The sequence below is a fragment of the Aminobacter ciceronei genome, from assembly GCF_014138625.1.
GTDB lineage: Bacteria > Pseudomonadota > Alphaproteobacteria > Rhizobiales > Rhizobiaceae > Aminobacter > Aminobacter ciceronei.
This window is the reverse complement of record NZ_JACJHY010000037.1, coordinates 15,879-39,152: the sequence shown is the minus strand read 5'-3', so window position 1 is coordinate 39,152 and position 23,274 is coordinate 15,879. Positions and strand designations below refer to the sequence as shown.

The following is a 23,274-nucleotide window of genomic DNA, read 5'->3' as shown; positions in this document are numbered from 1 at the left end:
CTTACAATGGGTAGCCACATCGAAAGTCTGTCTCCGATCAGCTTGCGCAACCAGGCTATAAGTGTGTTGCGGGCGCAAATCCTGATCGGAGCCCTCGTGGCAGGTCGGCTCTATTCGATCGGCGAAGTTGCTGATTGGTTGAAGGTCTCACCGACCCCCGTGCGCGAGGCGCTGCTGCATCTCGCCGACGAGGGGTTGGTCCGGATGGTACGCAATCGAGGGTTCTCGGTACGCGAGTTTGACGCTCACGATCTCGACGAGCTGGTTGAATGCCGCCTTATGCTTGAGGTGCCGATGGCGGGAAAGCTTGCGCGCGGCGGCAGGCTGAAGAATCTCGAAGAGCTCAGGTCGCTGGCCGGGCGGACGGAGGTTGCGGCCGAAGCTGGCGACATGGCCGATTTCCTGGCTTCCGACAGGGAGTTTCACGCGCTGCTTTTGTCAAATTTGGGGAACCAGCGGTTGGTCAGAATGGTCGGAGCGCTGAGGGACCAGACGCGTCTCTACGGCCTTGTCCATCTTCGTGGTTCCCGCGATCTGCTGGCGACCGCCAGAGAGCATCGTCAGCTGCTAGATCTGATTGAAGAAGGGCAAGTGTTCGGCGCTAAGCGCTTGATGCGAAAGCACTTGCTTCACACTCGCGGCATCTGGTCGGTCGGAGCGAAGAGCAATCCAACTCTTCAATCCTAGTGCCTCCCAATGGCGGGCTGACTGAGCTCAGGCCCACTTCAACGCATTCCAACACAGTGAACAAGGTAAGCAGCTATGTCGAATGACCGAAATCGCGCTAAAGTCGCAGAGGCGGCAATGTCCTTGCGCGGGGAAGCCCTGAGGATGCTTGCCGAGATGACAGCCATTCCGGCAGACGGAACGACTGGCGAAGGCTACCCCGAAACGGTCGATTACATTGCGACGGCGCTTTCAAAATTTACGCGCGCCGAGAAGATCGATGTCCCAGAAAGCTATCTGGAAGCGTTATGGGGGAAAGATCTGGCTTTGGCCCGGGAGTACCTTCCCGTCTCGCAATTTGCCCCAAGAACGATCGTGACTGCAACGGCAGCCGGCGCGAGCAACGAGATCGGCCTCCACCTGACCAACAATTACGACCTTTACTGGGGCGCGCGTAAGGAACGTGCTGCAACCGTCGCACAAATTCTGGCGCTCAAGGCCCTGACATTGAGCGGGGTTAGCCTAAACCGATCGGTCTTCTTGTCGGCAACGCCGGATGCCTACATTGGCGGGGAAAGCGGTGCAGGCTACCTCGTGGCGCATGACATCGGCCGCGCAAAGGCGGTTCTGGCAGGCAGCCTCGGGGGACCCGACATAATTACGGCGGGCTACAAGGGTCATTTTTGGGCGAAAATCACAACCCACGGGAAATCAACACACGGCTCCCGTCCGATGGAGGGGAAGAATGCCATCGACGCCATGATGGTGGTCCAGGAGAAGATCAAACGCCTGGCGGCAGAGCTCGCGACAAACGTCACGCCTCTTCCCATAGTCCCCGAACATGCCAATGCTCCTACCATTGCCATGTGCCGCATCGAGGCCAACCTCGAGGCGACCTTCATCCCGGACAGATGCTCGCTCGGCATCGACCGCCGGCTAAACCCGGGTGAGACGCTGAGCCGGACGATGCGAGATCTTGAGAATCTTGTCGCCGAGGCGGCCCGTGAGGCGGGCTGCTCGATCAATATTCATTTTCCGCATAAGGTGGAGCCCACCTACACGCCGCCAGAAGATCCGCTCCATGCCACGTTGCGGCGAAACCTCAGGGCCACCATTGGGCGCGAGCCCCGATCACTCATATGGTCGCACTATCTAGGTCTACATTATTTTTCGGCCGCCTGGGACAGCGCTGCAATTGCCTATGCACCCGGTACAGTTGACCATGGAAACGTCCATGTAACCGGAAGCGAACGCACGGTCACCGACGACGAGCTCGCAGCTACGATCGGAATCTTGGCGTTGACGATTCATGACTATGTCAATCGCTCCTCGACGGCGAACGCGTCGTCCCCGCAGGGGGAATAGTCATGCCGAAGTCAAATGTTGCATTGGTAACAGGAGCGGGTTCGGGTATCGGTCGCGCTACGGCGATTGCGTTCCTGAAGGCTGGCTACAAAGTCGTTTTGGCCGGCCGCCGGATCGAACCGTTGGAGGAGACTGCGGCGATTTCCGGGGCGAAGTCCGCCCAGGTATTGGTGGTCTCCTGCGATGTCACCAGTCCTGAATCGGTCGGCAGGCTCTTTGAGCGCTGCCGAGAACGGTTCGGACGGCTCGATGTCCTTTTCAACAATGCAGGTGTCACGCGCGGAGGATCGATAGAAGAAATTTCTTTCGATGACTGGACCGCCACAGTGGCGACGAATCTGACAGGTCCTTTCCTGTGCACGCAGGCGGCGTTTCGCCTGATGAAGAGCCAGGTGCCGCGTGGCGGCAGGATAATCAACAACGGGTCATTGTCGGCGCAAGTGCCGCGTCCGGAATCAGCTCCATATACGGCAACAAAGCATGCCATCACGGGGTTGACGAAAACGACCTCCATCGATGGTCGCAAATACGATATCGCCTGCGGACAGATCGACGTCGGCAATGCGCTCACCGAAATAGCGCGTGAAATGATCAAGCGTTCGAGGGTAGGGGGCGCCTATGCGAGCGAAGAGCCGGTTATGGACGTCGAGCACGTCGCAAGCTCGATCATCCACATGGCAAGTTTGCCGCTGGATTCCAACGTGCTGTTCATGACCGTAATGGCAACGAAGATGCCGTTCGTGGGGCGAGGATAAAACTTCTCGCCTGGCAACTTTAGAGCCTCAAGCGCCCTGCCATCTGGAGCGCGTCGATTCGATATGATCGGTGATTATTCTCTTCAACGCATTCTCGTCCCTGCGCGACGCGGCGGTAACCAGCTCGAGATGCTGAGTTGCCGCTGCGACGATCTCACGCGAGCCGAGCTTCGCGCGGAGCCCGCGCAGTCGCGCGCGGTCTTTGTAATTGATAATGAGTTCGCTGAGGTGCGGCATCCTCAATGGCTCCAGAAAGGTCGAGTGAAACCTGCGGTCGACGTCAATGTAGGCAACCACGTCGCTCGAGTGCGCTGCTTCGACTGTTGCTTCGGCAATGGCTGTCAAATGCTTTATGTGCCCTTGGTCCATCAGCATGCCGGCTTCGACGGTCGCTGGTACCTCGAGCAGCATGCGAATCTTATGCAGTTCCTCGAGTTCCTCCGGCGTGACCTCAGGGATGGAAAAGCCCACGTTCTTGTGGATCTCGAGATAGTTACTCCGTGCGAGATCGAGCACCGCCTCCCTGATAGGGGTTGGCGAGACCTTAAGCATCGCCGCAAACTGACCCACCGAATATACCTCTCCGGGCATCAGTTCACCCGACATGATCTGAGCAAGCAGGATTTGCCTGACACGTTCGCGCAAGCTCGGCGCTTGGGTGATCGCGATGTTGTCCATGTGGCTCCCCTTCAACGTATTTGTCGGCAGCTTCTTAAAGGGTAGCGGATTAGCGGTCGAGAGAAAAGCGTTGACGGGAACACGTAATATGTTACATATAATATATCAACGGAGGAGAGTTCAATGCGCCAAGCGATAACGTTGCCGGGACAGCCGGCGAAGCTTTATTCGGATGTTGTCAAAGCGAAGGGGACGCTCGTGTTTCTCGCCGGGCAGGTGGGGTGGAGAAGCGACGGCTCCTGGGGGGAGAGCTTCGAAATCCAGACCGAGCTTGCTCTCGACAACATGAAGGTGGCACTCGCGGCTGCTGGCGCATCACTCGAGCAAGTGGCGAAGGTCACCGTTTATCTGGCAGACGCCCGATACGGCGATGTCTTCAATGAAATCTACGCACGATATTTCCGTTCTGATCGCCCTGTACGGACGCGCATCCAGACAGGCTTGCTGGCTCGCGAATGTTTGGTCGAGATAGATGTCATCGCAGTGGTTGCGTCATCGAACGCATAAGATGGAGGTGGGTATGAGCCCGAATTCGCTATCCCGCATATCGCGGCGAGTGCTCATTAGTGGTTGCTTTCTGGGCGCGATTTCCCTGTCGATCGGCACATCTCTGGCCCAGGACGACAGCCTCGCCAGAATCCAGGCAGCCGGGAAGGTCAAGATCGGCTTCGCCAACATCAACCCCTACGGCTACGTCGGGCCAGATGGCAAGATTACCGGCCAGTCTCCCGAACTGACCAAGGCTTTCTTCGCGGACATGGGCATCGCCGACATAGAGCCGGTCATCACCGACTTTGGCACGTTGATCGGCGGACTTGTCGCTCAACGTTTCGATATCGTCAGCACCGGCATGCTCATCCAGCCGGAGCGTTGCAAGATCGTCGCTTTCGGCAATCCGGAATACCAGATGAATCGGGCCTTCGCTGTGAGAGCTGGCAACCCGAAGGGGCTTACCAGCTTCGTCGCGCTCGCCAAGAACCCGGCCGCCAAGCTGGGTATGCTAACCGGCGCAGGCGAACTGCACCTGGCGGAACTCGTTGGTATTCCCAAGGACAGGCAGGTTCTATTCCCGGACCTGTCTGCAGCAGTTGCCGGATTGCAGGCTGACCGGGTTGATGCGGTGGTCGCATCCACAGTGACGATCCGCCAGGCACTGGCGCGCGCGAACGACGCACAGTTGGAATTCGCAACGCTGACCGAGCAGCCAGCTGACGAAACAGGCAAACCCGTCGTCGGATACGGAGGAATGGCCTTCCGCAAGGAGGACAAGGCGCTGCGAGAGGCATGGAACGCCTGGCTAGCGGAAAACCTCAAGACCGGCAGGGTCGCGAAGATCATCGAGCCCTTCGGTTTCGGTGCCGAGACACTTCCGCCCGAAGGCATCACCGCTGACGACGCCTGCGCCGAGAAATGACAAGAAACAAAGCTAGAAGGAGCGACGTTATGAAAGGCATCTCACGCCGCAGCATACTCGCTGCGATCGTCGCGACGACAACAGTCTTCTCGCCTGGCTTGTCACTCGCGCAGTCTGAAAGCATCACCACGCTCACCAAGATCAAACAAAATGGCTTCGCGCGGGTGGGGTTCTCGAACTTCAAGCCGTGGGGCTACGTGTCGGATGCTGGCGAGCTATCCGGAGTTGAACCCGCCGTCGTAAGGGCCTTTCTGAATTCTGTTGGCGTCGAGGGGATGGACGGCGTGTTGACCCAGTTCGTATCCATGATCCCGGCGCTGGAGGCCGAGCGGTTCGACTTCATCGCTGCGGGAATGCAGATCAGACCGGCACGCTGCGAACAGATCGCGTTCGGCGAACCGGAGTGGAAAAGCACTCAGGCATTCCTGACGCGCGCCGGCAATCCTTCGAACCTCAAGAGCCTCGACGACATAATCGCCGATCCCAAGATGCGCCTTGGCGTTGTCGGTGGCGGCACTGAAAGGGAATATGCAAGCATCAACGGAGTTCCTGATGCGCAAACGGTCATCTTCCCTGACCTGCCGACAGCAACCGCCGGGCTCAAGGCGGAACGCGTCGACGTCCTGATGTTTACGTCGATCACGGGGCGCGGATTGCTGGCGAATGGAGAGCATCCCGAACTACAATATGTCGCTATGTCCAAGCCGCCGGTAGACAAGAACGGGGCACCTGTCGTCGGATACGGGGCGATCGGTTTTCGCAAGTCGGATCCCGAACTCCTTGCCGCGTGGAACGGATGGTTGAAGCAGGCGAAGCAATCAGGCGAATTGCTAAAGCTGCTCGAGCCTTTCGGCTTCACCAAGGACGACCTTGCGACCGAAGACGTTACAACCGCCGAACTTTGTGAACCGAAATAGGCGAGGTCCGTATCAACATGGATTTCGTGCTCCAGATCTATCCCGCGTTGCTGCGCGGCGCGCTCGTCACCGTGCTGCTCACGGTGATGTCAGGCGCCGCCGCGCTGGCGGTGGGCTTCGCCGTCGGACTCGCCCGGCTTATTCCGTCGCGTTGGGTGTCCGTCCCGCTCACGATTTACGTCGAGGTGTTCAGAAACACCTCCTCGCTAGTGCAGATCTTCTACTTTTTCTTCGTGCTGCCACTGGTAGGGATAAGGTTTGAGGCATTCACGACAGGTTGCGCCGTGCTCGCGCTGAACTTCGGAGCTTATCTCTCCGAAGTTGTCCGCTCTGCGATCCTGTCGGTTGACAAGGGTCAGTACCACGCGGCGGTCGCTCTCAATATGCCGGTTCTGCTTCGCTATCGCCGCATCATCATTCCGCAGGCAATTCCGGTGATGCTTCCCGCGTTTGGCAACTACGCCCTGGAAATGCTGAAGGCGACGTCGCTGGTATCCCTGATTACCATTACTGAACTCACTTTCTCCGGAGCCCAGCTCGTACAGTTCTACGGTCACCCGACGGAAATCTACCTGTCGATCTTCGTCATCTACCTGATCCTCGCCATCCCCTTCATTGTCCTCAACCGCAATCTCGAAAAGCGGGCGGGTGGCAAATGGAAGACAAGGGTGCCAACGACATGACCTTCAGTCTGCAAACCATGTTGGACGTGCTTCCAGCCTTGCTGCGGGGAACCGTGGTCACGCTGCAGGCCACCGCGGCCGGATTCCTGCTGGCGCTCGCACTCGGTCTTGTCCTTGCGATCGCGCGGCGCGGCAGCAACCGCGCGATCGTCATGGTCATCGACCTGTTCGTTACCGTGATCCGCAGCACGCCGCTGCTGATCCAGCTTTATCTGCTGTTTTACGTGCTGCCGCTCTACGGACCTTCCCTGAGCCCGCTCGTCACCGGCGTCTTGGGACTCGGCGTCCACTACAGCAGCTACCTCTCGGAAGTTTTCAGGGCCGGTATCGACGCCGTTCCGAAGGGCCAGTGGGAGGCGTCCGTTGCCCTTCAGATGCCCCGAGCAAAAACCTGGTACCGGATCATACTTCCGCAGGCGTTCCGGATCGTTCTTCCACAGATCGGAAATTATATGATCTCAATGTACAAGCACGCATCGCTGCTTGCGACGATCACAGTTGTAGAATTGCTTGGCGCTGCTTTAAACTATGCAGGGGAGACATTCAGGTATCTTGAGGTTCTCACAATTGTAGGCGTTATATATTTCATAATTGGCTATATCTTCTCAAGACTAATCAAATATATCGAACTTAAACTGGCGTACTGAGGAAAGGTATGGTCATGGGCATTGCCGTCATCCCCAAGGGAGGTCATGTGTTGGACAAGCTTGAAAGCCCTGCATCCGAGCTGCCTGCGGTCGAATTCGTAGAGGTATCCAAATCGTTCGGCGCGCTGCGCGTCATTGACAATCTAAGCCTGAGGATAGGGCGTTCGGAACGGGTGTCGCTGATCGGTCCGAGCGGATCTGGCAAGACAACCATCCTGCGGCTTCTGATGACGCTGGAGAAGCCCAGCGAAGGGACAATCAAGGTTTTCGGCGGCGCTCTCAGTGCCGGCGGGCGCGGATTGCGCGAAAGCGATGTCGCACCGCTGCGCGCCAAAATCGGCATGGTTTTCCAGCAGTTCAATCTTTTCCCGCACATGACAGCGCTTGCCAACGTCATGGAGGCGCCGGTCCAGGTCTTGCGGATGCCGAAGCCCGACGCCAAGGCGCTGGCCGAAAGCCTACTCGAACGGGTTGGGTTGAAGGAAAAGGGCGCATCCTACCCTTCAGAGCTGTCGGGCGGCCAACAGCAGCGCGTGGCCATCGCCAGGGCGCTGGCGATGAAGCCGCAGATCATGCTTTTTGACGAGATCACGTCGGCGCTCGATCCGGAAGTTATCGGAGAAGTGCTCGATGTGGTCCACAGCCTGGCGCACGAGACAAAGATGGCCATGCTGGTCGTCACCCACGAGATGGGTTTTGCCCGCGATATCGCCGACCGTGTGATCTTCATGGAGAAGGGAAGGATCGTGGAGGAGGGCAAGCCGGCCAAGCTATTCGCCTCGCCGGACAATGTGCGCACGAAAGCCTTCCTCAACGCCGTCAAACGTTGATGTCGCGGCCGCTGATCCGATTATCTTGAAACTCAGGTAGTGAATGTGAAGAACATACGGTTCATCGACGAAGCTCAGTCGAAAGCGGGCCTCGGCTTCCGCGAACTGGTCGACGCTTTGGCGGCTGGCTTCCCCGTCGGCTGCGAGGCGCCGCTTAGACACCACCACGTCATTGCAAGTCCGGGGCAGCCGGACTCAACGTTGCTGCTCATGCCAGCCTGGGACAGCGTCGCGGGACCTGGCCGGCTGCTCGGTGTCAAGCTGGTGACCGTTTATCCCGGCAACACTGCCAAAAGACTTCCCGGCTTGGCATCCACCTACCTGCTCTTCGATGCCGATACCGGGCAAGAGGTCGCGCTGATCGACGGCAATGTGATTACCGCCAGGCGCACCGCGGCGACGGCCGCATTGGGTGCGCGTTTCCTATCGCGGGTCGATGCGGGCACGCTGCTCCTATTTGGTGCCGGAAGGGTCGCCAGCCTTGTGCCCGAGGCAATGCGGACCGTCCGTCCGATCGAGCGGGTGATGATCTGGGATATCCGGCGCGATAGCGCGGCGAGCCTCGCTGGCGAACTCAAGCGCCAGGGTTTCGAGACATCGATTGTCGACGACGTCCAAGCAGCCGTGGCGTCCGCAGACATTGTTTCGGCGGCCACGCTCGCTACCGAGCCGCTGTTCGACGGGGATTGGGTTCGACCTGGGACGCATGTCGATCTCATCGGCTCATTCACGCCGAAGATGCGAGAGGCCGACGATAGGCTCATCGCCAAGGCAGCCCTATATGTCGACACGCTCGACGCCCTTCATGAAACCGGCGACTTGATCCAGCCAATCGAGGCGGGAGCAATCGATGCCAATCACATAAGGGGCACCATTGCCGACCTGTGCCGCGGTACGGTCGTCGGCCGAAGCAATGACCGGGACATAACGCTCTTCAAGGCGGTCGGGAGTTCGCTCGCCGATCTGATCACTGCGCGGCTGATCTATCATTCATTGCCATATGAAACTCCGGTCGTGTCGCCAACGCACGGATTGTGTGCGGACAGGCCAGCTATTGATGAGGTGACTTGATGCGTTCCGATCGGCTTGTTCAGATCGTCAGCAGCCATGCCGAGGGCGAGGCAGGAGACGTTATCATCGGTGGCGTGGCGCCGCCGCCTGGAGCTTCAATCTGGGAACAGGCGCAGTTCATTGCGAAAGACGAGAGCCTTCGCAATTTCGTCCTGAACGAGCCGAGGGGTGGTGTTTTTCGTCACGTGAATCTGCTGGTGCCGCCGAAAGATCCGCGTGCGCACATGGGATGGATCATCATGGAGCCGGCCGACACGCCGCCGATGTCCGGCTCGAATTCAATGTGCGTTTCGACAGTGCTGCTGGAATGCGGCATCGTTCCGATGCAGGAGCCGATCACGCGGCTGGTACTCGAGCCCCCCGGCGGCCTGATCGAAGTGGAGGCAGACTGCCGCAATGGCAAGGCCGAGCGCATCCGTGTCCGCAACCACCCGTCGTTCGCCGACAGGCTGGACGTTATGCTGGAAGTTGCTGGTATTGGCACCATCAAGGTTGACACCGCCTGGGGCGGCGACAGCTTCGTTATCGTCGATGCATCCCTTCTTGGGCTTGAGATCAAGCCCAACCAGGCGCGCGACATCGCCGAAGTGGGGGTTCGTCTGACGAACGCCGCGAACGAGCAAATCGGCTTCTCGCATCCGGTTAACGGGTGGAACCACATATCGTTCTGCCAGGTAACGGAGCCCGTCCATTACCGAGAGGGCGTGCTCAGCGGTGCCAGTGCCGTTGCAATCCAGCCGGGAAAGATCGATCGCTCGCCTTGCGGCACCGGTTGTTCGGCTCGCATGGCGGTGATGCACGCCAGGGGAGAAATGCAGGTCGGCGACCGATTTAGGGGCATTTCGATCGTCGGCACGGAGTTCGATTGTGTCATCGACCGCGAAGTTGATCTCGCCGGCCGGCCTGCAATCTCTCCGATCATCTCAGGCCGCGCTTGGATAACCGGCACGCACCAGCACATGCTCGACCCGTGCGATCCGTTTCCCACCGGATACCGGCTCTCCGACACGTGGCCGGTAACGAAAAGCTTCTGAAGGCGTGAGATCACGGCCGCCTTCATCACGCGCAACGCAGCAACGCTTTATCGCCAAACAGAGCATTCGCTCGCAAAGGCATTATTCGGGGACATATACATGAAACAAGCGATCACTCTTCCCGATCATCCGGCCAAATATCCCTACTTTTCCGACATCGTCAAAACGGAAGGCACGTTCGTCTTCGTGTCGGCGCAGGCGGGGCGCGGCGACGACGGCAACTGGAGCGGAAGTTTCGCCGAACAGCTCGACAGAGCCATTGCCAACCTGCGCCGGACGCTGGAGGCAGGCGGTGCGAGCCTCGACGATGTCGTACAGTTGACGGCATTTCTGTCGGATGCCCGCAACGGCGACGCCGACTGCCGCCACGGCAACGTATTCAACGAGGTCTATGCCCGGCATTTCAAGGCGAATTGGCCGGTGCGCTCACGCGTGCAAGCAGTGCTGCACGATCCTCGTTGCCTAGTCGAACTGGACGCCATGGCGGTGATCGACGACTAACGACCGAGGTCTGCAACCTAGCTGGCCCGCAGGGATTGGCGCACCGCTTCGATCAATCTCGATAATCATCGAGGCGGCGCTTGCCAGCATGGGTAATACACTGCTCTCACGGCACCTGATCGAGCAGGAGTTGAAATCCGGCGAGCTTCGGGTCGTTATCAACCTCGGATGACATCGTGCTACCGGAAGTGAGTACGCCCTCCACCACAAACCAGCACTTCTTCTTTTGGCTGACAAGTCAGGTCGGACGTCTAGGTTGAGCGCGGCCATGTCCCGGCCGCCGAGGCGTTGGCGAATGTCAGCTATCCGCCGAGCTCGCCCCGACAGCGGACCGACTGCTCCCGGCCCCTTCCTCGCCCCAGAAGTGTCCGCAGACTACTCCGACACCGCAGTCTCACTGCCCGGGACTTCGGAGCGTGGTCCGCTGCCGATTGTCCCGGCTCTTGTTTGGATCTTCGATCGCCTCAACCGACTGAATGTATTCAGTAATATACTCCGAGGGCAAACCGTGTTCCTTGCCACCTGCAAGCACAAAATCCTTGTACCAGCCATAGGGTTTGAGGTTGTCGTCGATGTAGTCGGGGGTGGCGAGATAGGTAAGGACCTTTTGCCTGCGACCCTTTTCATTAATGACCGTGACCGTCGCGTGCTCGTAGCCGTTACCAACGCCTTCGGCCTTGTCCAGTTTGGCACGCTCGGCAGGATCGAAGCTGAATAGGACCCCGATCACACTCCTATCGCCTTCACTGGCAAATGCGTTGCACTTCCCGGACTTATCCGTGCTGCGCTTATGAAAACGGAGCGCATGACCCGGCAAGGTAGCGATGCCGAGTGGTTTGCAACTCGGCATGCGCTCGCGCAGCCGGGCGGTCGACATATTGGACCCATAGGCAAAATAGACGACGTGCTCCGGTGGTCCGGTTTCTGTCTTCAGCGGCTCGATGGTGGGATTTCCCGGCTTCAGAATCGTGCGCAGCGGTACTGTCATTATGCTGCACTCGACGGTTTCTTTGCCTTCGCGTGTGATGATGGGCTGCCCATCCTCAAGGTCGAGGATTGGAACGGGCCTGCCGGCCCATCCGCAATCGGCGCAGAGTGGCCGTTCCCAAAGTATGCCCGGTGCCTCAGTATTTTCGCCGTGGTCGGGTTCGAGATGGGGCGAGCCGCAGTTCGGGCATTCGGAAGGCACCCCGCGCAACTCGCGAATGATCAATGATGTCGCCATGCCGATGGCGTGTTGGATCAGCGATTGCGCCATGTCGGCATCAATCCACGTGGCCGACTTTGAATGCGTCAGCCAGTTTGAAACCGTCCATGCAGACTCGAGCGCGCTCTTGAGGGCCCCGCGACGCTCTTTATTGGTGTCGCCCGGCAAAAGACCGTTGCAGATGATCTCCGTCCACGCTCGGAAGTTCGCACGCTGTGGCGGTGTGTCTGACCACATTGCCGCGTCCTGCGCGACGCCGATCAGCTCGAGTAGCGCCTCGCGGCAGCGAACGCCGACGGCCTGATAGTCCGAGAGGTTTCGCGCTTGTGTCACGGCGGTGCCAGCTTCTTCTATCTTCTCGAAGACAGGACCGAACGGAAGGATTCGAAGATCGCCTTCCTGTTGTTTTTCCGTACGCGGGATGCGGAACATCAGGCCAATATGGAAGGTCAGAGCAAGGTCCATATTGGGGAATTGCTCCTGAGAGTAGAGGTTTGTGCCGCCCGTGATGACCCACCAGCGATCCTTGTTGGTGTGGATGTCCCACACGTCGTGGCAGGTGTTGAGAACGGTTTCCGAGTAAACCTTCTGCATGAAAGTCACTTCGAGGTCGGGCGCCTGCCATTCAAAATATTCCCGGACTTCCTCGACTTCCTCTTCGGTAGCTTTCAACATGATCTACTCCCGCGACGGGCTAGTCGCACCGTGCAAAGGTTTGCGAAAACCTCATCAGTAGGCCGATGTCGCTTAGCTTTCAAACCGGCGCGGCAAAGCGGGATGTCCAGGTTGGGAGCCTATGAGTCACTCGGGGCTGAATGTCCGTTTTCGCATTTTGGACGCCTAAAGCTGCCAGACCGCAACCGGCCCCAAAGCCGCCGGATCGGCCCGAATGGAAAACACGCAACAAAAACTACAGCGTATCCTGCGACGGATCAGCTCCCTCATCGAATTCAAACGTGCCTGGGCGTCCGCATCACCTTGGGCCGCAGCCTTGCTGAACCAGCGCGCCGCCTCTTCGTAGTCCCTTGCCAAATCAATGCCGTTGTAAAAAAACCGTACCGAGATTGTAAGGGGCGACAGCATGGCCCTGATCCGCTGCCTTGCGCCACCACATCAAGACAGCTTCGATGTCCTTGGATTCGCCGTTGCCGTTTGTGTACGACACCGAGGGACAGCTTCGCGCCCGCGCGCCGGCCATGGAGGTTGCCACCGCCTGAAAGCAGACGCTGCCGGCGAGCTTCCGCACGTCGCGGTCGCCGGCAGCTGACGTCTCGGAACATCACCCAAAGGGCGTGTCCGGAGTATCCGCTTTCAACAGCTCGATCAGGCCGACGACATCGCTGCGTTGTCTTTTGGCCGGTGGTACGAAGGCGCAATAGGGCTGCCCGAGCCTGATCGAGGCGGAAGACAGCGCCATGAGGCGTCCGGCCTCGATGTCGGCGCGGGCAAGAACGCGCTGGCCGAGCGCGATGCCCAGGCCAAGACGCGCCGCCGAGATGGCGAGGCTGGACAGGCCGACACGCCGTCCCCGCGACGGGTCGGGGCGCAGCGCGCTTCCCTGTGCCGCAAACCACTCCGACCAGGTCGGATGGGAAGCGTAATTGGGTCCCCAATTGGTGTGGATGAAGACGCTGTCGTGCACTTCGGCGATATCGCCGGTGTCGATATCAAGACGGCGCCGGAACTCCGGTGAACAGACCGGCAGGACGTCGTCGTGCAGCAGGCTCACCCTGACCAGTTCGGGATAGTGATAGTCGCCATAGCTGATGCGCACATCCGTGCCATGGCGCGCCATGTCGATCGGGTCGTCCTCGACACGAATGTCGATCGCCATGCGCGGCTGCTCCGCAAGCAGCATGCCGAGACGGGGCGTCAGCCAGTGCTCGGCCAGGGAGAAAGGAACGCTGACCACCAGCCGCGTGCGCACTTCGCCTTCAAGGATGCGGGACGTCACCGTGGCGATGTCTCCTAGGGCGCGTGCCGTCTGCGGATAGATGGCATGGCCGGCATCGGTGAGCGTGATGCGATTGCCTATGCGCAAAAACAGTTGCTTGCCGAAATAGGCTTCAAGATTGCGCACCTGCTGGCTGACCGCAGCAGACGAGACCCCCAGTTCACGCGCCGCCAGCGTGAAGTTGCCGGTGCGTGCGGCGACCTCGAATGCCTTGAGCGCATTGAGCGGCGGAAGCCTTTCCATCACAGCCTCCAGAAGTTTTTCTTTCGGGCAAATAACAATTTTCCACGTTGAGCGAAAGGTTTTTTTGCCGCCACATGAGACCGCAACCCAGGAGGACAGCACGTGAAAAACATCATCGATTTCGACCGTTTCCCGCTCGATCGCGAGGGAAGTGCCGATTGGACGGCACTTGTCGAACGATCGCGGGCAGCCCTTGCGGCCGACGGCATGTACGACCTCGAGGGCTTTCTGCTGCCCGGTGTCGCCGAGCGCGCGACCGCCGAAATCAAGCCGGTCATGGACAGCCGCTCGCATGAGCATCGGCGCGTTCACAACATCTACTTCAAGCCTGAGATCCCCGAGCTTCCGGCCGAGCATCCGGCGCTGCGGAAAGTCGAGACGATCGGCCACACGATCTGCGCGGACCAGATACCCGACAGCATCCTGCTCTCGATCTACGAATATGCGCCACTGGCACGGTTCCTCGCAGCGACGATGGGCAAGCCGGATCTTCATATGATGGCAGACCCGCTGGCGCGGACCAATGTGATGGCCTACCGCAGCGGAGAGGCACTCAACTGGCATTTCGACAGGTCCGAATTCACCACCACCCTGCTGCTTCAGGCTCCGGACCAGGGCGGCGTGTTCGAGTATCGCACCGACCTGCGATCCGACGACAATCCCAACTACGATGGCGTCTCGCGGCTGCTCGAGGGCAACGATCCGCAGGTGCAGGCAAAGCGCCTCAAGCCGGGAACACTGAATGTCTTCAGGGGCAAGAACACCGCCCACCGGGTCACGCCCGTCGCCGGCAGCCGCGAGCGCATGGTCGCCGTCTTCTCCTATTACGAGCGGCCAGGCGTCGTTTTCAGTGCCGAAGAGCGGCTCGGCTTCTACGGGCGGGCTGCCTGACGGGCCGCCTGCGGCGTCCACTGCCATTGCATAGCCAGGTGAATCCGGGGAGACGAGCATGACATTTTTCAAACGCAACGGCACGCCGGTGCCGGCTTCGATCGACAGGCTCGCCGTGGCGGTCCGCTCGGGGCTGTATGACCGGCGGGAATTCCTCGCCATCGCAAGCGCTGTCGGTGCCTCCACGGCGGTTGCCTACGCGATGCTCGGCCTGCCCGCGCCGGCACGCGCCGGGCAGCCTGCGCCGAAGAAGGGCGGAACGCTGAAGGTCGCGATGTTCGTCAAGCCGCTGAAGGATCCACGGCTTTTCGACTGGTCCGAAATGTCGAATGTCGCCCGGCAGGTCATCGAACCACTGGTGCGCTACACGCACGACTTCACCTTCGAGCCCGTGCTGCTCGATGGCTGGGAGGCCAATGACGACGCAACCGAATATGTGCTTCATGTCCGCAAAGGCGTGACCTGGAACAATGGCGACGCTTTCGATGCGGATGACGTGATCTTCAATCTCGGCCGCTGGTGCGACGGCAGTGTCGAAGGCAACTCGATGGCCACGCACATGGCGTCGCTGATCGACCCTGCCACCCGCAAGGCGCGGGCCGGATCGATCGTGAAGGTGGACGACCACACGGTCCGGCTTGTGCTGGCCAGGCCGGACATCTCCATCGTGGCGGGGCTGGCCGAGTATTCCGCGCTTCTGGTTCATCGCACATTCGACGAATCCGGCGGCGACCTCACCGCAAACCCCATCGGCACCGGCGCTTTCGAGCTCGTCTCCTACGCTGTCGGCGAGCGCGCCGTGTTGCGGCGGCGCGCCAACGGCAGCTGGTGGGGCGGCGAGGCATTGCTCGACGGCGTCGAGTTCATCGACTACGGCACCGATCCGGCAGCCACGGCCAGTGCCTTCGAGGCGGGCGAAGTGCATGCCAACTACGAGACCTCGGGAGACTACGTCGCGATCCTGGATCAACTGCAGCTGGTCAGATCCGAGGTCGTCACCGCCGGCACGATCGTTGCCCGCACCAATCTGTCGACCAAGCCTTATGACGACAGGCGTGTGCGCAACGCGCTCCAGCTTGCGGTCGACAACGCGGCAGTGCTCAAACTCGGCTATGGCGACCTCGGCACGCCGGCGGAGAACCACCATGTCTGCCCGATCCATCCGGAATATGCCAAGCTGCCGGCGATCGGTCGGGACGTCGCAAAGGCGAAGGCGCTGATGGCGGAGGCCGGCCATCTCGATTTCGAGCACGAGCTCATCACCGTCGACGAAGAGTGGGAGAAGAACACCGGCGATGCGATAGCCGCGCAGCTTCGCGAGGCCGGCTTCAAGGTGAACCGGACCGTCCTGCCCGGGTCGACCTTCTGGAACGACTGGACAAAATACCCCTACTCCCTGACCAACTGGGCGATGCGGCCGCTGGCGGTTCAGGTGTTGAGCCTGGCCTACAAGTCGGATGGAACGTGGAACGAGACGGCTTTCGCCGACAAGACATTCGACGACAGGCTCGCCGAAGCACTGGCAATTCCCGATCCGGACAAGCGCCGCGTCCTGATGGCGGAGATCGAAGCGATCCTCCAGTCTTCAGGCATCATCATCCAGCCGTTCTGGCGCAAGCTCTACCACCACACGGCGCCGCAGGTGAAAGGCATGGCCATGCACCCGACATTCTGCATGTTCCTGGAAAAGGTCTGGCTCGACGCATAGGCGGCGGCTCCGGCGCGAATTGGGTTCGCTCCAAAGCGGAACTCTTGAAGGATAACGCAGCGGTCATCAGATAGCTTTGTATGAAGCGTCGGATTGGAGCGGGTTGTGGTCCCGCCCTTCAGCCATCCCATATTAGGCCATTGCATTCTCCTGATCTTCCTCCTCACCGTCCGTTCGCTTCAGTTTGAGCTTCTTGCCGAGCATTCGCCGCGCATCTTACAGGGACTTGAAGTAGTTGTCCGCTGCCAGGCTAAGGCTCTCGGGCTGAAGTGCCTTACCCATAGCCTCCTCATCCCACTCCTTGTTGATGCGCTTGGCGAGCGCGAACACCACAGCCAAGCCGACACGATTGGCCTTGCGCGAGGAGCCGGCGAGCAGACCGTAATGGCGGATGCGGTGGAAGCCACGCGGCAGGACATGGCGCAGGAAGCGACGGATGAACTCGTCGATGGCGAGCGTCATCATCTGCTGCCGCTCGGCGCTATCACGGCGATAGTCCTTGTAGCGGAAGGTGACGTTGGCCTCGTCGAAGGCGATCAGCCGGCGGTTCGAGATGGCGACCTGGTGGGTGTAGCGGGAGAGATAGGCGAGCACCGCCTCCGGCCCGGCGAAGGGCGCCTTGGCGTAGACCACCCATGGCTTCTTCCGGACCGGCGACAGGTGGCGCAGGAATGCTCGCCGCTCGGCTAGGTGCGCCGGCGATCCGAAGAAGGCGAGCCGTCCGGCTTCGTGCAGCGCGACCAGCCGGGTGGCGCCCGAAAGTCTAGGGACAAATGGCCTCCTGCAGGGCTGAGCCTCACGCAGAGACCGCCCGGTCACGGGTCCTCCTCGGGCCAAACGCAGTGAGGGGCAGGGTCGCCGTCGGTCTCGTGCTCGGCGTGCAGCGAAAAATCGGGCGTACCGCCGCCGGTCGCAACGGCCAACACCGGGCTCCGCCATCACTGGCACTGCCCATGTCGGCACGTCGCTAGGCGCGGGATGTGTCCCCCAGGAAATCGGTGGGCTTCAGCGCGATGTCGGCGAGCGTGTATCGATCAAGGGTGCTCTGGAACGACAACAGCGCGTCGTGCAGCATGGTGGAAAGTTTGCAGCACCGTGTGATTGTGCACTGGTTCCCGGTAGCGAAGCACTCGACCAGTGCGAAATCCGGCTCGGTCAACCGGATGACGTCGCCGATCCGGATGTCTTCTGGCCGGCGACCGAGTTTCAACCCACCAGACCGGCCGCGAACCGCGACAAGATAGCCAGCGCGGGTCAGCGTGTTGGCCACCTTGTTGAGATGCGCTTTCGACACACCGAAGGCGCGCGCTGTCTCTTCGATGGTGAACAGCTGATGCCCCGCGGACGCCGCAAACATAAGCATTCTGAGCGTGTAGTCGGAAAAATTCGTCAGTCGCATTTCGATCCAATCTCACCGCATGCCTGCTTGCCGGATGTCCGGCAGCTTACAGGCTTTCGGCCGTGATCGGCTCTACGGTCAAGGTGCTTTCACCGCGATTGTGGGCCAGCGCAAGGCGGAAGGAATGCGCGATACGCAAAGCCCGCTCCATGAACAGCGCCGCGATCTCCGGCGGACACAGATTGTTGACGGTTGCGCGAAACAGAAAAAGCCATCGCCGGAAATGCTGTTCGCCAAGGCCAGGAAGGGTCAGGTGTGGTGGGAGCGGGCGGCCGTCGTAACGGCCGGTGCGAAGCATCAAGGATGACCAGAAGTCACACATTTTTGTCAGGTGTGGTGGCCAGTCATGCGGCGCAATCGACTTGTTGAACAGCGGTGCGAGCAGGGCATCCCTCTGGATCTTGGCGTAGAAACCATGAACCACGTCGCGGATCATCTGCTCATCCAGCTGTCTGGGCAGCACGCGACCGTCGATGACGATCGTTGTTTCACGTCTTGTGTCTTCGCTCATGCCGGGCTCCCGCCGTCAGCGAGCCTGGTGCGGCCCTTTGTCGTTCGTTTTTGACGTCCGTTCAGGCTTCACGATGCAGATTAAAACATATATCGTCAATGTATGTTTATGTCGCACAGCGTCGCCGCGATGAAGGAAAACGGATGAAGCTCGAGCCTGACCAGAGCGGAGACTATGTCCTGGAGCCAAGGTTCCTGGCGCAGCGGCTTTCCATTGAAGAGAACGAACTTCAACGACGAATGCGCCTCGGCCTCGTAACCAGCAGGGTGGAATTCGGTATCGACGGCGACAAGGGCCGAAAGCGCCTGACCGTGCGCAATCGAAACTCGGTCTGGCGTGCAATCGTCGATGCTGACAACCGCATCGTCAGTGAGGAGTCCTTCGAATTGGGACAAGCTTCGGCGGTGGCAAACTGACACCACCAATCTCATCCGCGGACAATCAAAGTCCGTTCACCTAGAAGCAGGAAATGAAGTTATGAACGATCAAGATTCTGGCAGTACTCTTTTGCCAATGCTGGTCGCTGGCCTGGTGCTGGTGACCGTGGGCTATGCGGTGATCATGATGTTCGTGTGAACCCCATCGGAAAGGCCCACTATCTGACATCTAAGCGCCGAAGCTGTCGGTCTCCTGTCGGCCCCAGGACAGATATCTTCGGTGACGTACGCCAATCGCTGGCCCGCCGCCGATGCCAAGCCCCGGCACCTCCTGGACTTCTGGATCAAAGGAAGCGGGCGGGGTGAGTGGTCTCAAGACTTGGATTTTCGCCAACCAGCTGAGCGAGCTTCGCTTTCCGAGCAGAACCATTGCTCGGCAAACTCAGGTCGGATGATACTCTCGTCGTAGTATTCTTGGCCGGGCACGTGAAATATGCGCGTTGCCACCCGTCTCGGCGTGACGGAATCGCTCTGCTTCAAATGTTCTGCTCACCAACGAGGGCCAAAGCATAAGACCTCCGGAACTGCCGGCCGCGCTTCGTGTTTCTACCGAACAAGCGAGCTCTAAGGTTGAGCCGCTCTTAGGGAGGAAATGATGTCGCCTTTCAAGACAACCACGGTCGCATTGATGCTTGGAACGGCATTCTTGAGCAGCCCTATGTATGCGGAAACATTGAAATTCAAGGCTGATCTGAAGGCCGCCAGCGAAGTTCCGCCGGCCGACAGCAGTGGGACTGGCTCGGCAGACGTCACGGTGGATACAACTACCAAGAAACTGTCATTGACGGTTACCTCGAGCGGTTTGACCGGGGACGCAACAGCTGCGCATTTCCACGGCCCTGCGGCAGCGGGTGAAAATGCGGATCCCGTAGTCGATATTTCAGCGGCCGTTGCCAGTGGGACGGCGGACATAACGGATCAGCAACTGGCCGATCTGCAGGCGGGCAAATGGTACCTGAACATCCATACCCAGAAGTTCCCCGATGGGGAAATCAGGGGGCAGGTGGAAAAGGCACCGCAGCCTCCGATCAGATGTTGGGCCCGGCGGACGATTAGTTAAAGCAGGGTCGGTGCCCGCCTATTGCTCCAGTCGCTGACCTTGCTGGAGCGCCGAGCATCCGCGCACGAGATCGCGGCGGGAGGACGCGCTGCTCGCCCAAAGAGCGTCTCCGAAGGTTAGGTAATGGCTGTTATCGCAACGACCATGAGGGTGGAAGGGGGCTACTGGTGTCGGCTGATGGAATCTGCTTCTAGGCCTTCAGGTGCCTGCGCCAGAGTGGCTTCAGCAACTCCAGGCATGCCAACACGGCAAATCCCGCTGCAAACGTCACCGCCAGATCGTTGAGATGCAGCGGCCCGAAGCGAAAGAGACTGGTGGCGAACGGCCACAGAAGTGTGCCGCCCAGCGTTGAAGCGACGACCACGACAACAAAAATGAGCGATCGATTGGGCCTGATGATCGCGGTCATAAGGGATGCGCTGAAGGAGCGGTTGACAAAAATCAGCCCCACGATTGTCAGCACCAGCGAGAAAAACGTAAGCGCCCGGATTTCGTTCTCGGCCATGCCCTGCTTCAGGGCGACAAGATATATGCCCGCGAGAAATGCGAAGGCCAGCGTCCCCTGAACAAGTCCCCATCCGATCAAGGCGCCGGAAAACAATGGAGCGTCCGGGTTGCGAGGCGGACGGCGCATCACATCGTCTTCCTCGGTTTCGGCCTCGAAGACCAGCGAGCACACCGGATCGATCACCATCTCCAGAAAGGCGATATGTATCGGCCCGAACAGGATTGGCAGGCCAAACAGCAATGGCAGCAGCGAGAGACCGGCAATCGGCACGTGGACGGCGATGATGAACCCCATGGCCTTGCGCAGATTGTCGAATATACGGCGGCCAAGCCGAACGGCTTTGACGATCGAACCGAAATCGTCGTCGAGCAGGACGATCGCCGACGCTTCGCGCGCAACGTCGGTACCACGGCCACCCATGGCAATGCCGATATTGGCTGCCTTCAGCGACGGCGCGTCGTTGACCCCATCGCCAGTCATGGCGACGATATCACCATTCGACTTCAGCGCGGTGACGATACGAAGCTTCTGTTCGGGCATGATGCGCGCGAACACGGTTGCGGTTTTGACACGCAGCGCCAGCTCTTCGTCGTTGAGCGACTGCATCTCGCTGCCGGTCACCACGCTTTCGGTGTCGAGGCCGGCCTGGCGCGCGATCACCTCGGCGGTTGCCGGGTAGTCGCCGGTGATCATCATCACCCTGATGCCGGCCGAACGGCAGTCGTTTACGGCATCGGGGACACTCGCGCGCAGTGGATCAGTCAGGCCGACCAGTCCGAGAAACTCAAATTTGAAATCGTGTTGCGTCTCTGGCAAGGCGTCGCTGCGATGAAACACACGGGCCACGCCCAGCACACGTAACCCCTCGGCCGCCATGGCTTCGACCGAACCCTGCAAGGCCTTCAGATCCTTTGCGTTCAGATGGCATAGCGCCCCGATCGTCTCCGGCGCTCCTTTTGCCGCAATCAGCGACTTGTCCTTGCCGCCTGTCGATTGCCAGACATTGGACATCGCCAGTAGACCGGGTCGAAGCGGATAGGCGCAGACCAGTTGCCAATCCAGATTGTCGAGAATCTTGCGTTTGGACAGTCGTTCCTTGCCGAGTTTGTGAAATGCGATCTCCATGGGGTCGAAAGGAATCTCGGTACTGGCAAGCACACCAGTTTCTGCCAGATCGGCGAATGCCGCCGGCAGATCGGCGACCGGCTTGTCCGCAATCCGAAACGACTTTCCATCCGCCGTCCGAAGCTCGGCAATCGTCATCCGGTTCTCGGTGAGCGTGCCTGTCTTGTCGGTGCAAAGGATCGTCGCCGAACCAAGGGTTTCGATCGCGGCGGCCCTGCGGGTCAGGACGCGCGCCTGCGATATGCGCCACGCACCCATGGCCATGAAGATCGTCAGCACGACGGGAAACTCTTCCGGCAGCATCGACATGCCGAGCGCGATGCCTGCCAGCACGGCGTCAAGCCATCCGCCCCGCAGAAGCCCGTAAAGCAGGACCGCGACGACGCTGACCGCGCCGCCGACCATTGCGAAAATACGGACAACGCGCCGCATTTGTACCTGCAATCGCGGTGGTTCTGTCTCCATTGAACTCAGCGAGTGGCCGATCTTGCCGATCTCGCTTCGTGGCCCCGTCGCCGAGACTTCTCCTATACCCGAACCGCGAACGATCAGTGAACCCGAGAATATGAAAGGCAGGTCGTCGCCGCCTGGACGACGTTCGGTCAATGGTGAGGCGCTGTCGACGGCAATCTTCCGAACCGGCACGGACTCACCAGTCAAAAGCGATTCGTCGCTCTGAAGGTCCTGGCTCTGCAGTAGCGTGGCATCGGCAGGCACCCGGTCGCCCTCGCCAAGCACGACGACATCGCCCCGGACAACTTCTCGACCCGCGATGCGCTTGCGTTCACCAGCGCGTATGACCAGGGCGCGAGGACTGGTGAGATCACGCAGCGCCTCCAGGACACGCTCGGTGCGTGTCTCCTGTATTATGGTTATGCCGATCGACATCGTGGCGAAGGCCAGCAGGATCAGCGCTTCCTCCAGATTGCCCAGAAGCAGATAGACAACGCCGCCGCCAAACAGGAGCGCAAGCATCGGCTCGCGAATGACCTCGAATGCAATCCGCACCGGTGTGCGCTGGGTGGACCTCGGCAGTTCGTTGAACCCTTCGGCAATGAGCCGGGCTTGTGCCTCGGCCTCTGAAAGGCCGGGAAATGGATCGGCCGTCGCGATAGGCGGGGGCATGTCAACTCTTTCTGGCGGACTGTCAGCCAATGTCATGGCCAGCTCTCACAGGACGCTATTTCAGTGCGACAGGAGGATAGGGAGCCGCAGATCCGTGAGAACACCCTCGGCTGCGTAGTCAGCGAGCGACGTGTCATGAGTTTCATCGGATTTCGCTTCTGTCCAAACAGCGGCCAAATGGCCGCAAGCGTTTTTAACCCAATGGACAGGCCAGGCTTTGATTCACCGCAAACCGTCAGATCGAGGCTCCGATCATTGCCTTTTGCCCATCGCGCTAGCGTTAGACCAACGAAGCCGTAGCGTAGTCGGCTTCTGCTCAGGTTCTCTCATATCTTGCTGGAGGTGACCGGCTCTCTTGATCCCGCCCGAGAATGGCTCGGGGCGGGAGTAGCCGATCTTCGCAACGTTATCGAATGACTGCTTCGGGGAAGCCTTAAACCTCTTCGGAACGTCTGGCGTGGAGGCGCGAAGCTGTCGTTCAAACCCCTGTGGTACTCTACCTTTTGACCAGAACCATAGGATGCAAAAGCACGCCAAGCAGGAGC

24 protein-coding genes and 1 pseudogene are annotated in these 23,274 nt (G+C 59.8%); 16 read left to right on the top strand and 9 right to left on the bottom strand.

The window, feature by feature from the left end; genetic code table 11:
* Positions 1-6: 6 nt before the first annotated feature.
* The 3 genes from HNQ95_RS28150 to HNQ95_RS28140 all read left to right on the top strand — a co-directional run bounded on the left by HNQ95_RS28150 (position 7) and on the right by HNQ95_RS28140 (position 2,786).
* Positions 7-687: a GntR family transcriptional regulator gene (locus tag HNQ95_RS28150; RefSeq protein WP_182575732.1), complete on the top strand. Its 681-nt coding sequence runs from the start codon at positions 7-9 to the stop codon at positions 685-687.
* Between the two features lie 144 nt (positions 688-831).
* Positions 832-2,031 carry a peptidase dimerization domain-containing protein gene (locus HNQ95_RS28145; protein ID WP_182575731.1) on the top strand — a complete coding sequence of 400 codons (1,200 nt, stop codon included), beginning with the start codon at positions 832-834 and terminating at the stop codon, positions 2,029-2,031.
* 2 nt (positions 2,032-2,033) lie between these two features.
* Positions 2,034-2,786 carry an SDR family oxidoreductase gene (locus tag HNQ95_RS28140; protein ID WP_182575730.1) on the top strand — a complete coding sequence of 251 codons (753 nt, stop codon included), beginning with the start codon at positions 2,034-2,036 and terminating at the stop codon, positions 2,784-2,786.
* Positions 2,787-2,813: 27 nt separating this feature from the next.
* Here HNQ95_RS28140 and HNQ95_RS28135 read toward each other — a convergent pair whose 3' ends face one another.
* The gene (locus HNQ95_RS28135) at positions 2,814-3,464 is read right to left on the bottom strand and encodes a GntR family transcriptional regulator (RefSeq protein ID WP_182575729.1); all 651 of its coding nucleotides are present in this window, start codon (positions 3,462-3,464) and stop codon (positions 2,814-2,816) included.
* Between the two features lie 123 nt (positions 3,465-3,587).
* Here HNQ95_RS28135 and HNQ95_RS28130 point away from each other — a divergent pair, with 123 nt between their 5' ends.
* The 9 genes from HNQ95_RS28130 to HNQ95_RS28090 all read left to right on the top strand — a co-directional run bounded on the left by HNQ95_RS28130 (position 3,588) and on the right by HNQ95_RS28090 (position 10,561).
* Positions 3,588-3,971, top strand: a complete 384-nt coding sequence (locus HNQ95_RS28130) for a RidA family protein (protein ID WP_182575728.1) — start codon at positions 3,588-3,590, stop codon at positions 3,969-3,971.
* Positions 3,937-4,878 (top strand): ectoine/hydroxyectoine ABC transporter substrate-binding protein EhuB, encoded by a 942-nt coding sequence (gene ehuB / locus HNQ95_RS28125; protein ID WP_182575727.1) that lies wholly within the window; start codon positions 3,937-3,939, stop codon positions 4,876-4,878. The genes HNQ95_RS28130 and ehuB (HNQ95_RS28125) overlap by 35 nt, the downstream gene beginning before the upstream one ends.
* A gap of 29 nt (positions 4,879-4,907) precedes the next feature.
* A complete protein-coding gene (ehuB, locus tag HNQ95_RS28120) occupies positions 4,908-5,795 on the top strand; it encodes an ectoine/hydroxyectoine ABC transporter substrate-binding protein EhuB (protein ID WP_182575726.1) in 888 nt (295 codons plus the stop codon).
* A 17-nt stretch (positions 5,796-5,812) separates the two neighbouring features.
* On the top strand, positions 5,813-6,478 hold the full coding sequence (locus tag HNQ95_RS28115; RefSeq protein ID WP_182575725.1) for an amino acid ABC transporter permease: 666 nt from the start codon (positions 5,813-5,815) through the stop codon (positions 6,476-6,478).
* On the top strand, positions 6,451-7,125 hold the full coding sequence (gene ehuD / locus HNQ95_RS28110) for an ectoine/hydroxyectoine ABC transporter permease subunit EhuD (RefSeq protein WP_210283869.1): 675 nt from the start codon (positions 6,451-6,453) through the stop codon (positions 7,123-7,125). The genes HNQ95_RS28115 and ehuD overlap by 28 nt, the downstream gene beginning before the upstream one ends.
* 14 nt (positions 7,126-7,139) lie before the next feature.
* Positions 7,140-7,955, top strand: coding sequence for an amino acid ABC transporter ATP-binding protein (locus tag HNQ95_RS28105; RefSeq protein ID WP_182575724.1), 816 nt, complete (start codon positions 7,140-7,142; stop codon positions 7,953-7,955).
* A gap of 39 nt (positions 7,956-7,994) precedes the next feature.
* Complete coding sequence (gene lhpI, locus HNQ95_RS28100) at positions 7,995-9,026, top strand: bifunctional Delta(1)-pyrroline-2-carboxylate/Delta(1)-piperideine-2-carboxylate reductase (RefSeq protein ID WP_312871033.1); 1,032 nt, start codon at positions 7,995-7,997, stop codon at positions 9,024-9,026.
* A complete protein-coding gene (locus HNQ95_RS28095) occupies positions 9,026-10,060 on the top strand; it encodes a trans-3-hydroxy-L-proline dehydratase (protein WP_154387580.1) in 1,035 nt (344 codons plus the stop codon). Before lhpI ends, HNQ95_RS28095 begins: the two co-directional genes overlap by 1 nt.
* 99 nt (positions 10,061-10,159) lie before the next feature.
* Positions 10,160-10,561 carry a RidA family protein gene (locus tag HNQ95_RS28090; protein ID WP_154387577.1) on the top strand — a complete coding sequence of 134 codons (402 nt, stop codon included), beginning with the start codon at positions 10,160-10,162 and terminating at the stop codon, positions 10,559-10,561.
* A 394-nt stretch (positions 10,562-10,955) separates the two neighbouring features.
* Here HNQ95_RS28090 and HNQ95_RS28085 read toward each other — a convergent pair whose 3' ends face one another.
* The 3 genes from HNQ95_RS28085 to HNQ95_RS28075 form a co-directional block, all read right to left on the bottom strand.
* The gene (locus tag HNQ95_RS28085; RefSeq protein ID WP_154387578.1) at positions 10,956-12,443 is read right to left on the bottom strand and encodes a gamma-glutamylcyclotransferase family protein; all 1,488 of its coding nucleotides are present in this window, start codon (positions 12,441-12,443) and stop codon (positions 10,956-10,958) included.
* 165 nt (positions 12,444-12,608) lie between these two features.
* The gene (locus HNQ95_RS28080; RefSeq protein ID WP_182575723.1) at positions 12,609-12,851 is read right to left on the bottom strand and encodes a hypothetical protein; all 243 of its coding nucleotides are present in this window, start codon (positions 12,849-12,851) and stop codon (positions 12,609-12,611) included.
* A gap of 196 nt (positions 12,852-13,047) precedes the next feature.
* Entirely contained in the window at positions 13,048-13,965 is a 918-nt protein-coding gene (locus tag HNQ95_RS28075; RefSeq protein ID WP_154387619.1) for a LysR substrate-binding domain-containing protein, read from the bottom strand.
* A gap of 102 nt (positions 13,966-14,067) precedes the next feature.
* Between HNQ95_RS28075 and HNQ95_RS28070 the strand changes: the two genes are divergently transcribed.
* Both HNQ95_RS28070 and HNQ95_RS28065 read left to right on the top strand, forming a co-directional pair.
* Positions 14,068-14,856 carry a HalD/BesD family halogenase gene (locus HNQ95_RS28070; protein ID WP_182575722.1) on the top strand — a complete coding sequence of 263 codons (789 nt, stop codon included), beginning with the start codon at positions 14,068-14,070 and terminating at the stop codon, positions 14,854-14,856.
* A gap of 58 nt (positions 14,857-14,914) precedes the next feature.
* Positions 14,915-16,564 (top strand): ABC transporter substrate-binding protein, encoded by a 1,650-nt coding sequence (locus tag HNQ95_RS28065; protein ID WP_182575721.1) that lies wholly within the window; start codon positions 14,915-14,917, stop codon positions 16,562-16,564.
* Positions 16,565-16,912: 348 nt separating this feature from the next.
* On the opposite strand, the pseudogene HNQ95_RS28060 reads toward HNQ95_RS28065, so the two are convergent.
* The 3 genes and pseudogenes from HNQ95_RS28060 to HNQ95_RS28050 form a co-directional block, all read right to left on the bottom strand.
* A pseudogene (locus HNQ95_RS28060) lies at positions 16,913-17,314 on the bottom strand (IS91 family transposase); the annotation flags it as partial.
* A 217-nt stretch (positions 17,315-17,531) separates the two neighbouring features.
* Positions 17,532-17,963 (bottom strand): RrF2 family transcriptional regulator, encoded by a 432-nt coding sequence (locus HNQ95_RS28055; protein ID WP_154386818.1) that lies wholly within the window; start codon positions 17,961-17,963, stop codon positions 17,532-17,534.
* Positions 17,964-18,009: 46 nt separating this feature from the next.
* Positions 18,010-18,474, bottom strand: coding sequence for a group III truncated hemoglobin (locus HNQ95_RS28050; RefSeq protein WP_154386817.1), 465 nt, complete (start codon positions 18,472-18,474; stop codon positions 18,010-18,012).
* A 143-nt stretch (positions 18,475-18,617) separates the two neighbouring features.
* Between HNQ95_RS28050 and HNQ95_RS28045 the strand changes: the two genes are divergently transcribed.
* Positions 18,618-18,890 (top strand): DUF6522 family protein, encoded by a 273-nt coding sequence (locus HNQ95_RS28045; protein ID WP_154386816.1) that lies wholly within the window; start codon positions 18,618-18,620, stop codon positions 18,888-18,890.
* 333 nt (positions 18,891-19,223) lie between these two features.
* Here HNQ95_RS28045 and HNQ95_RS34290 read toward each other — a convergent pair whose 3' ends face one another.
* Positions 19,224-19,358, bottom strand: coding sequence for a sunset domain-containing protein (locus HNQ95_RS34290; RefSeq protein ID WP_446680312.1), 135 nt, complete (start codon positions 19,356-19,358; stop codon positions 19,224-19,226).
* 148 nt (positions 19,359-19,506) lie between these two features.
* On the opposite strand from HNQ95_RS34290, the gene HNQ95_RS28040 reads away from it, so the two are divergent.
* Entirely contained in the window at positions 19,507-19,971 is a 465-nt protein-coding gene (locus HNQ95_RS28040) for a CHRD domain-containing protein (RefSeq protein WP_154386830.1), read from the top strand.
* A 190-nt stretch (positions 19,972-20,161) separates the two neighbouring features.
* On the opposite strand, the gene HNQ95_RS28035 is transcribed toward HNQ95_RS28040, so the two are convergent.
* Complete coding sequence (locus tag HNQ95_RS28035) at positions 20,162-22,729, bottom strand: cation-translocating P-type ATPase (protein WP_182575752.1); 2,568 nt, start codon at positions 22,727-22,729, stop codon at positions 20,162-20,164.
* Positions 22,730-23,274 lie beyond the last annotated feature (545 nt).

Excerpts from the sequence above, each read along its gene's own strand:
- HNQ95_RS28150 (WP_182575732.1), top strand. The coding sequence starts at position 7 with ATGGGTAGCCACATCGAAAGTCTGTCTCCGATCAGCTTGCGCAACCAG.
- HNQ95_RS28145 (WP_182575731.1), top strand. The coding sequence starts at position 832 with ATGCTTGCCGAGATGACAGCCATTCCGGCAGACGGAACGACTGGCGAA.
- HNQ95_RS28140 (WP_182575730.1), top strand. The coding sequence starts at position 2,034 with ATGCCGAAGTCAAATGTTGCATTGGTAACAGGAGCGGGTTCGGGTATC.
- HNQ95_RS28135 (WP_182575729.1), bottom strand. The coding sequence starts at position 3,464 with ATGGACAACATCGCGATCACCCAAGCGCCGAGCTTGCGCGAACGTGTC.
- HNQ95_RS28130 (WP_182575728.1), top strand. The coding sequence starts at position 3,588 with ATGCGCCAAGCGATAACGTTGCCGGGACAGCCGGCGAAGCTTTATTCG.
- ehuB (WP_182575727.1), top strand. The coding sequence starts at position 3,937 with ATGTCATCGCAGTGGTTGCGTCATCGAACGCATAAGATGGAGGTGGGT.
- ehuB (WP_182575726.1), top strand. The coding sequence starts at position 4,908 with ATGAAAGGCATCTCACGCCGCAGCATACTCGCTGCGATCGTCGCGACG.
- HNQ95_RS28115 (WP_182575725.1), top strand. The coding sequence starts at position 5,813 with ATGGATTTCGTGCTCCAGATCTATCCCGCGTTGCTGCGCGGCGCGCTC.
- ehuD (WP_210283869.1), top strand. The coding sequence starts at position 6,451 with ATGGAAGACAAGGGTGCCAACGACATGACCTTCAGTCTGCAAACCATG.
- HNQ95_RS28105 (WP_182575724.1), top strand. The coding sequence starts at position 7,140 with ATGGGCATTGCCGTCATCCCCAAGGGAGGTCATGTGTTGGACAAGCTT.
- HNQ95_RS28095 (WP_154387580.1), top strand. The coding sequence starts at position 9,026 with ATGCGTTCCGATCGGCTTGTTCAGATCGTCAGCAGCCATGCCGAGGGC.
- HNQ95_RS28090 (WP_154387577.1), top strand. The coding sequence starts at position 10,160 with ATGAAACAAGCGATCACTCTTCCCGATCATCCGGCCAAATATCCCTAC.
- HNQ95_RS28085 (WP_154387578.1), bottom strand. The coding sequence starts at position 12,443 with ATGTTGAAAGCTACCGAAGAGGAAGTCGAGGAAGTCCGGGAATATTTT.
- HNQ95_RS28080 (WP_182575723.1), bottom strand. The coding sequence starts at position 12,851 with ATGCTGTCGCCCCTTACAATCTCGGTACGGTTTTTTTACAACGGCATT.
- HNQ95_RS28075 (WP_154387619.1), bottom strand. The coding sequence starts at position 13,965 with ATGGAAAGGCTTCCGCCGCTCAATGCGCTCAAGGCATTCGAGGTCGCC.
- HNQ95_RS28065 (WP_182575721.1), top strand. The coding sequence starts at position 14,915 with ATGACATTTTTCAAACGCAACGGCACGCCGGTGCCGGCTTCGATCGAC.
- HNQ95_RS28055 (WP_154386818.1), bottom strand. The coding sequence starts at position 17,963 with ATGCGACTGACGAATTTTTCCGACTACACGCTCAGAATGCTTATGTTT.
- HNQ95_RS28050 (WP_154386817.1), bottom strand. The coding sequence starts at position 18,474 with ATGAGCGAAGACACAAGACGTGAAACAACGATCGTCATCGACGGTCGC.
- HNQ95_RS28045 (WP_154386816.1), top strand. The coding sequence starts at position 18,618 with ATGAAGCTCGAGCCTGACCAGAGCGGAGACTATGTCCTGGAGCCAAGG.
- HNQ95_RS28040 (WP_154386830.1), top strand. The coding sequence starts at position 19,507 with ATGTCGCCTTTCAAGACAACCACGGTCGCATTGATGCTTGGAACGGCA.
- HNQ95_RS28035 (WP_182575752.1), bottom strand. The coding sequence starts at position 22,729 with ATGCCCCCGCCTATCGCGACGGCCGATCCATTTCCCGGCCTTTCAGAG.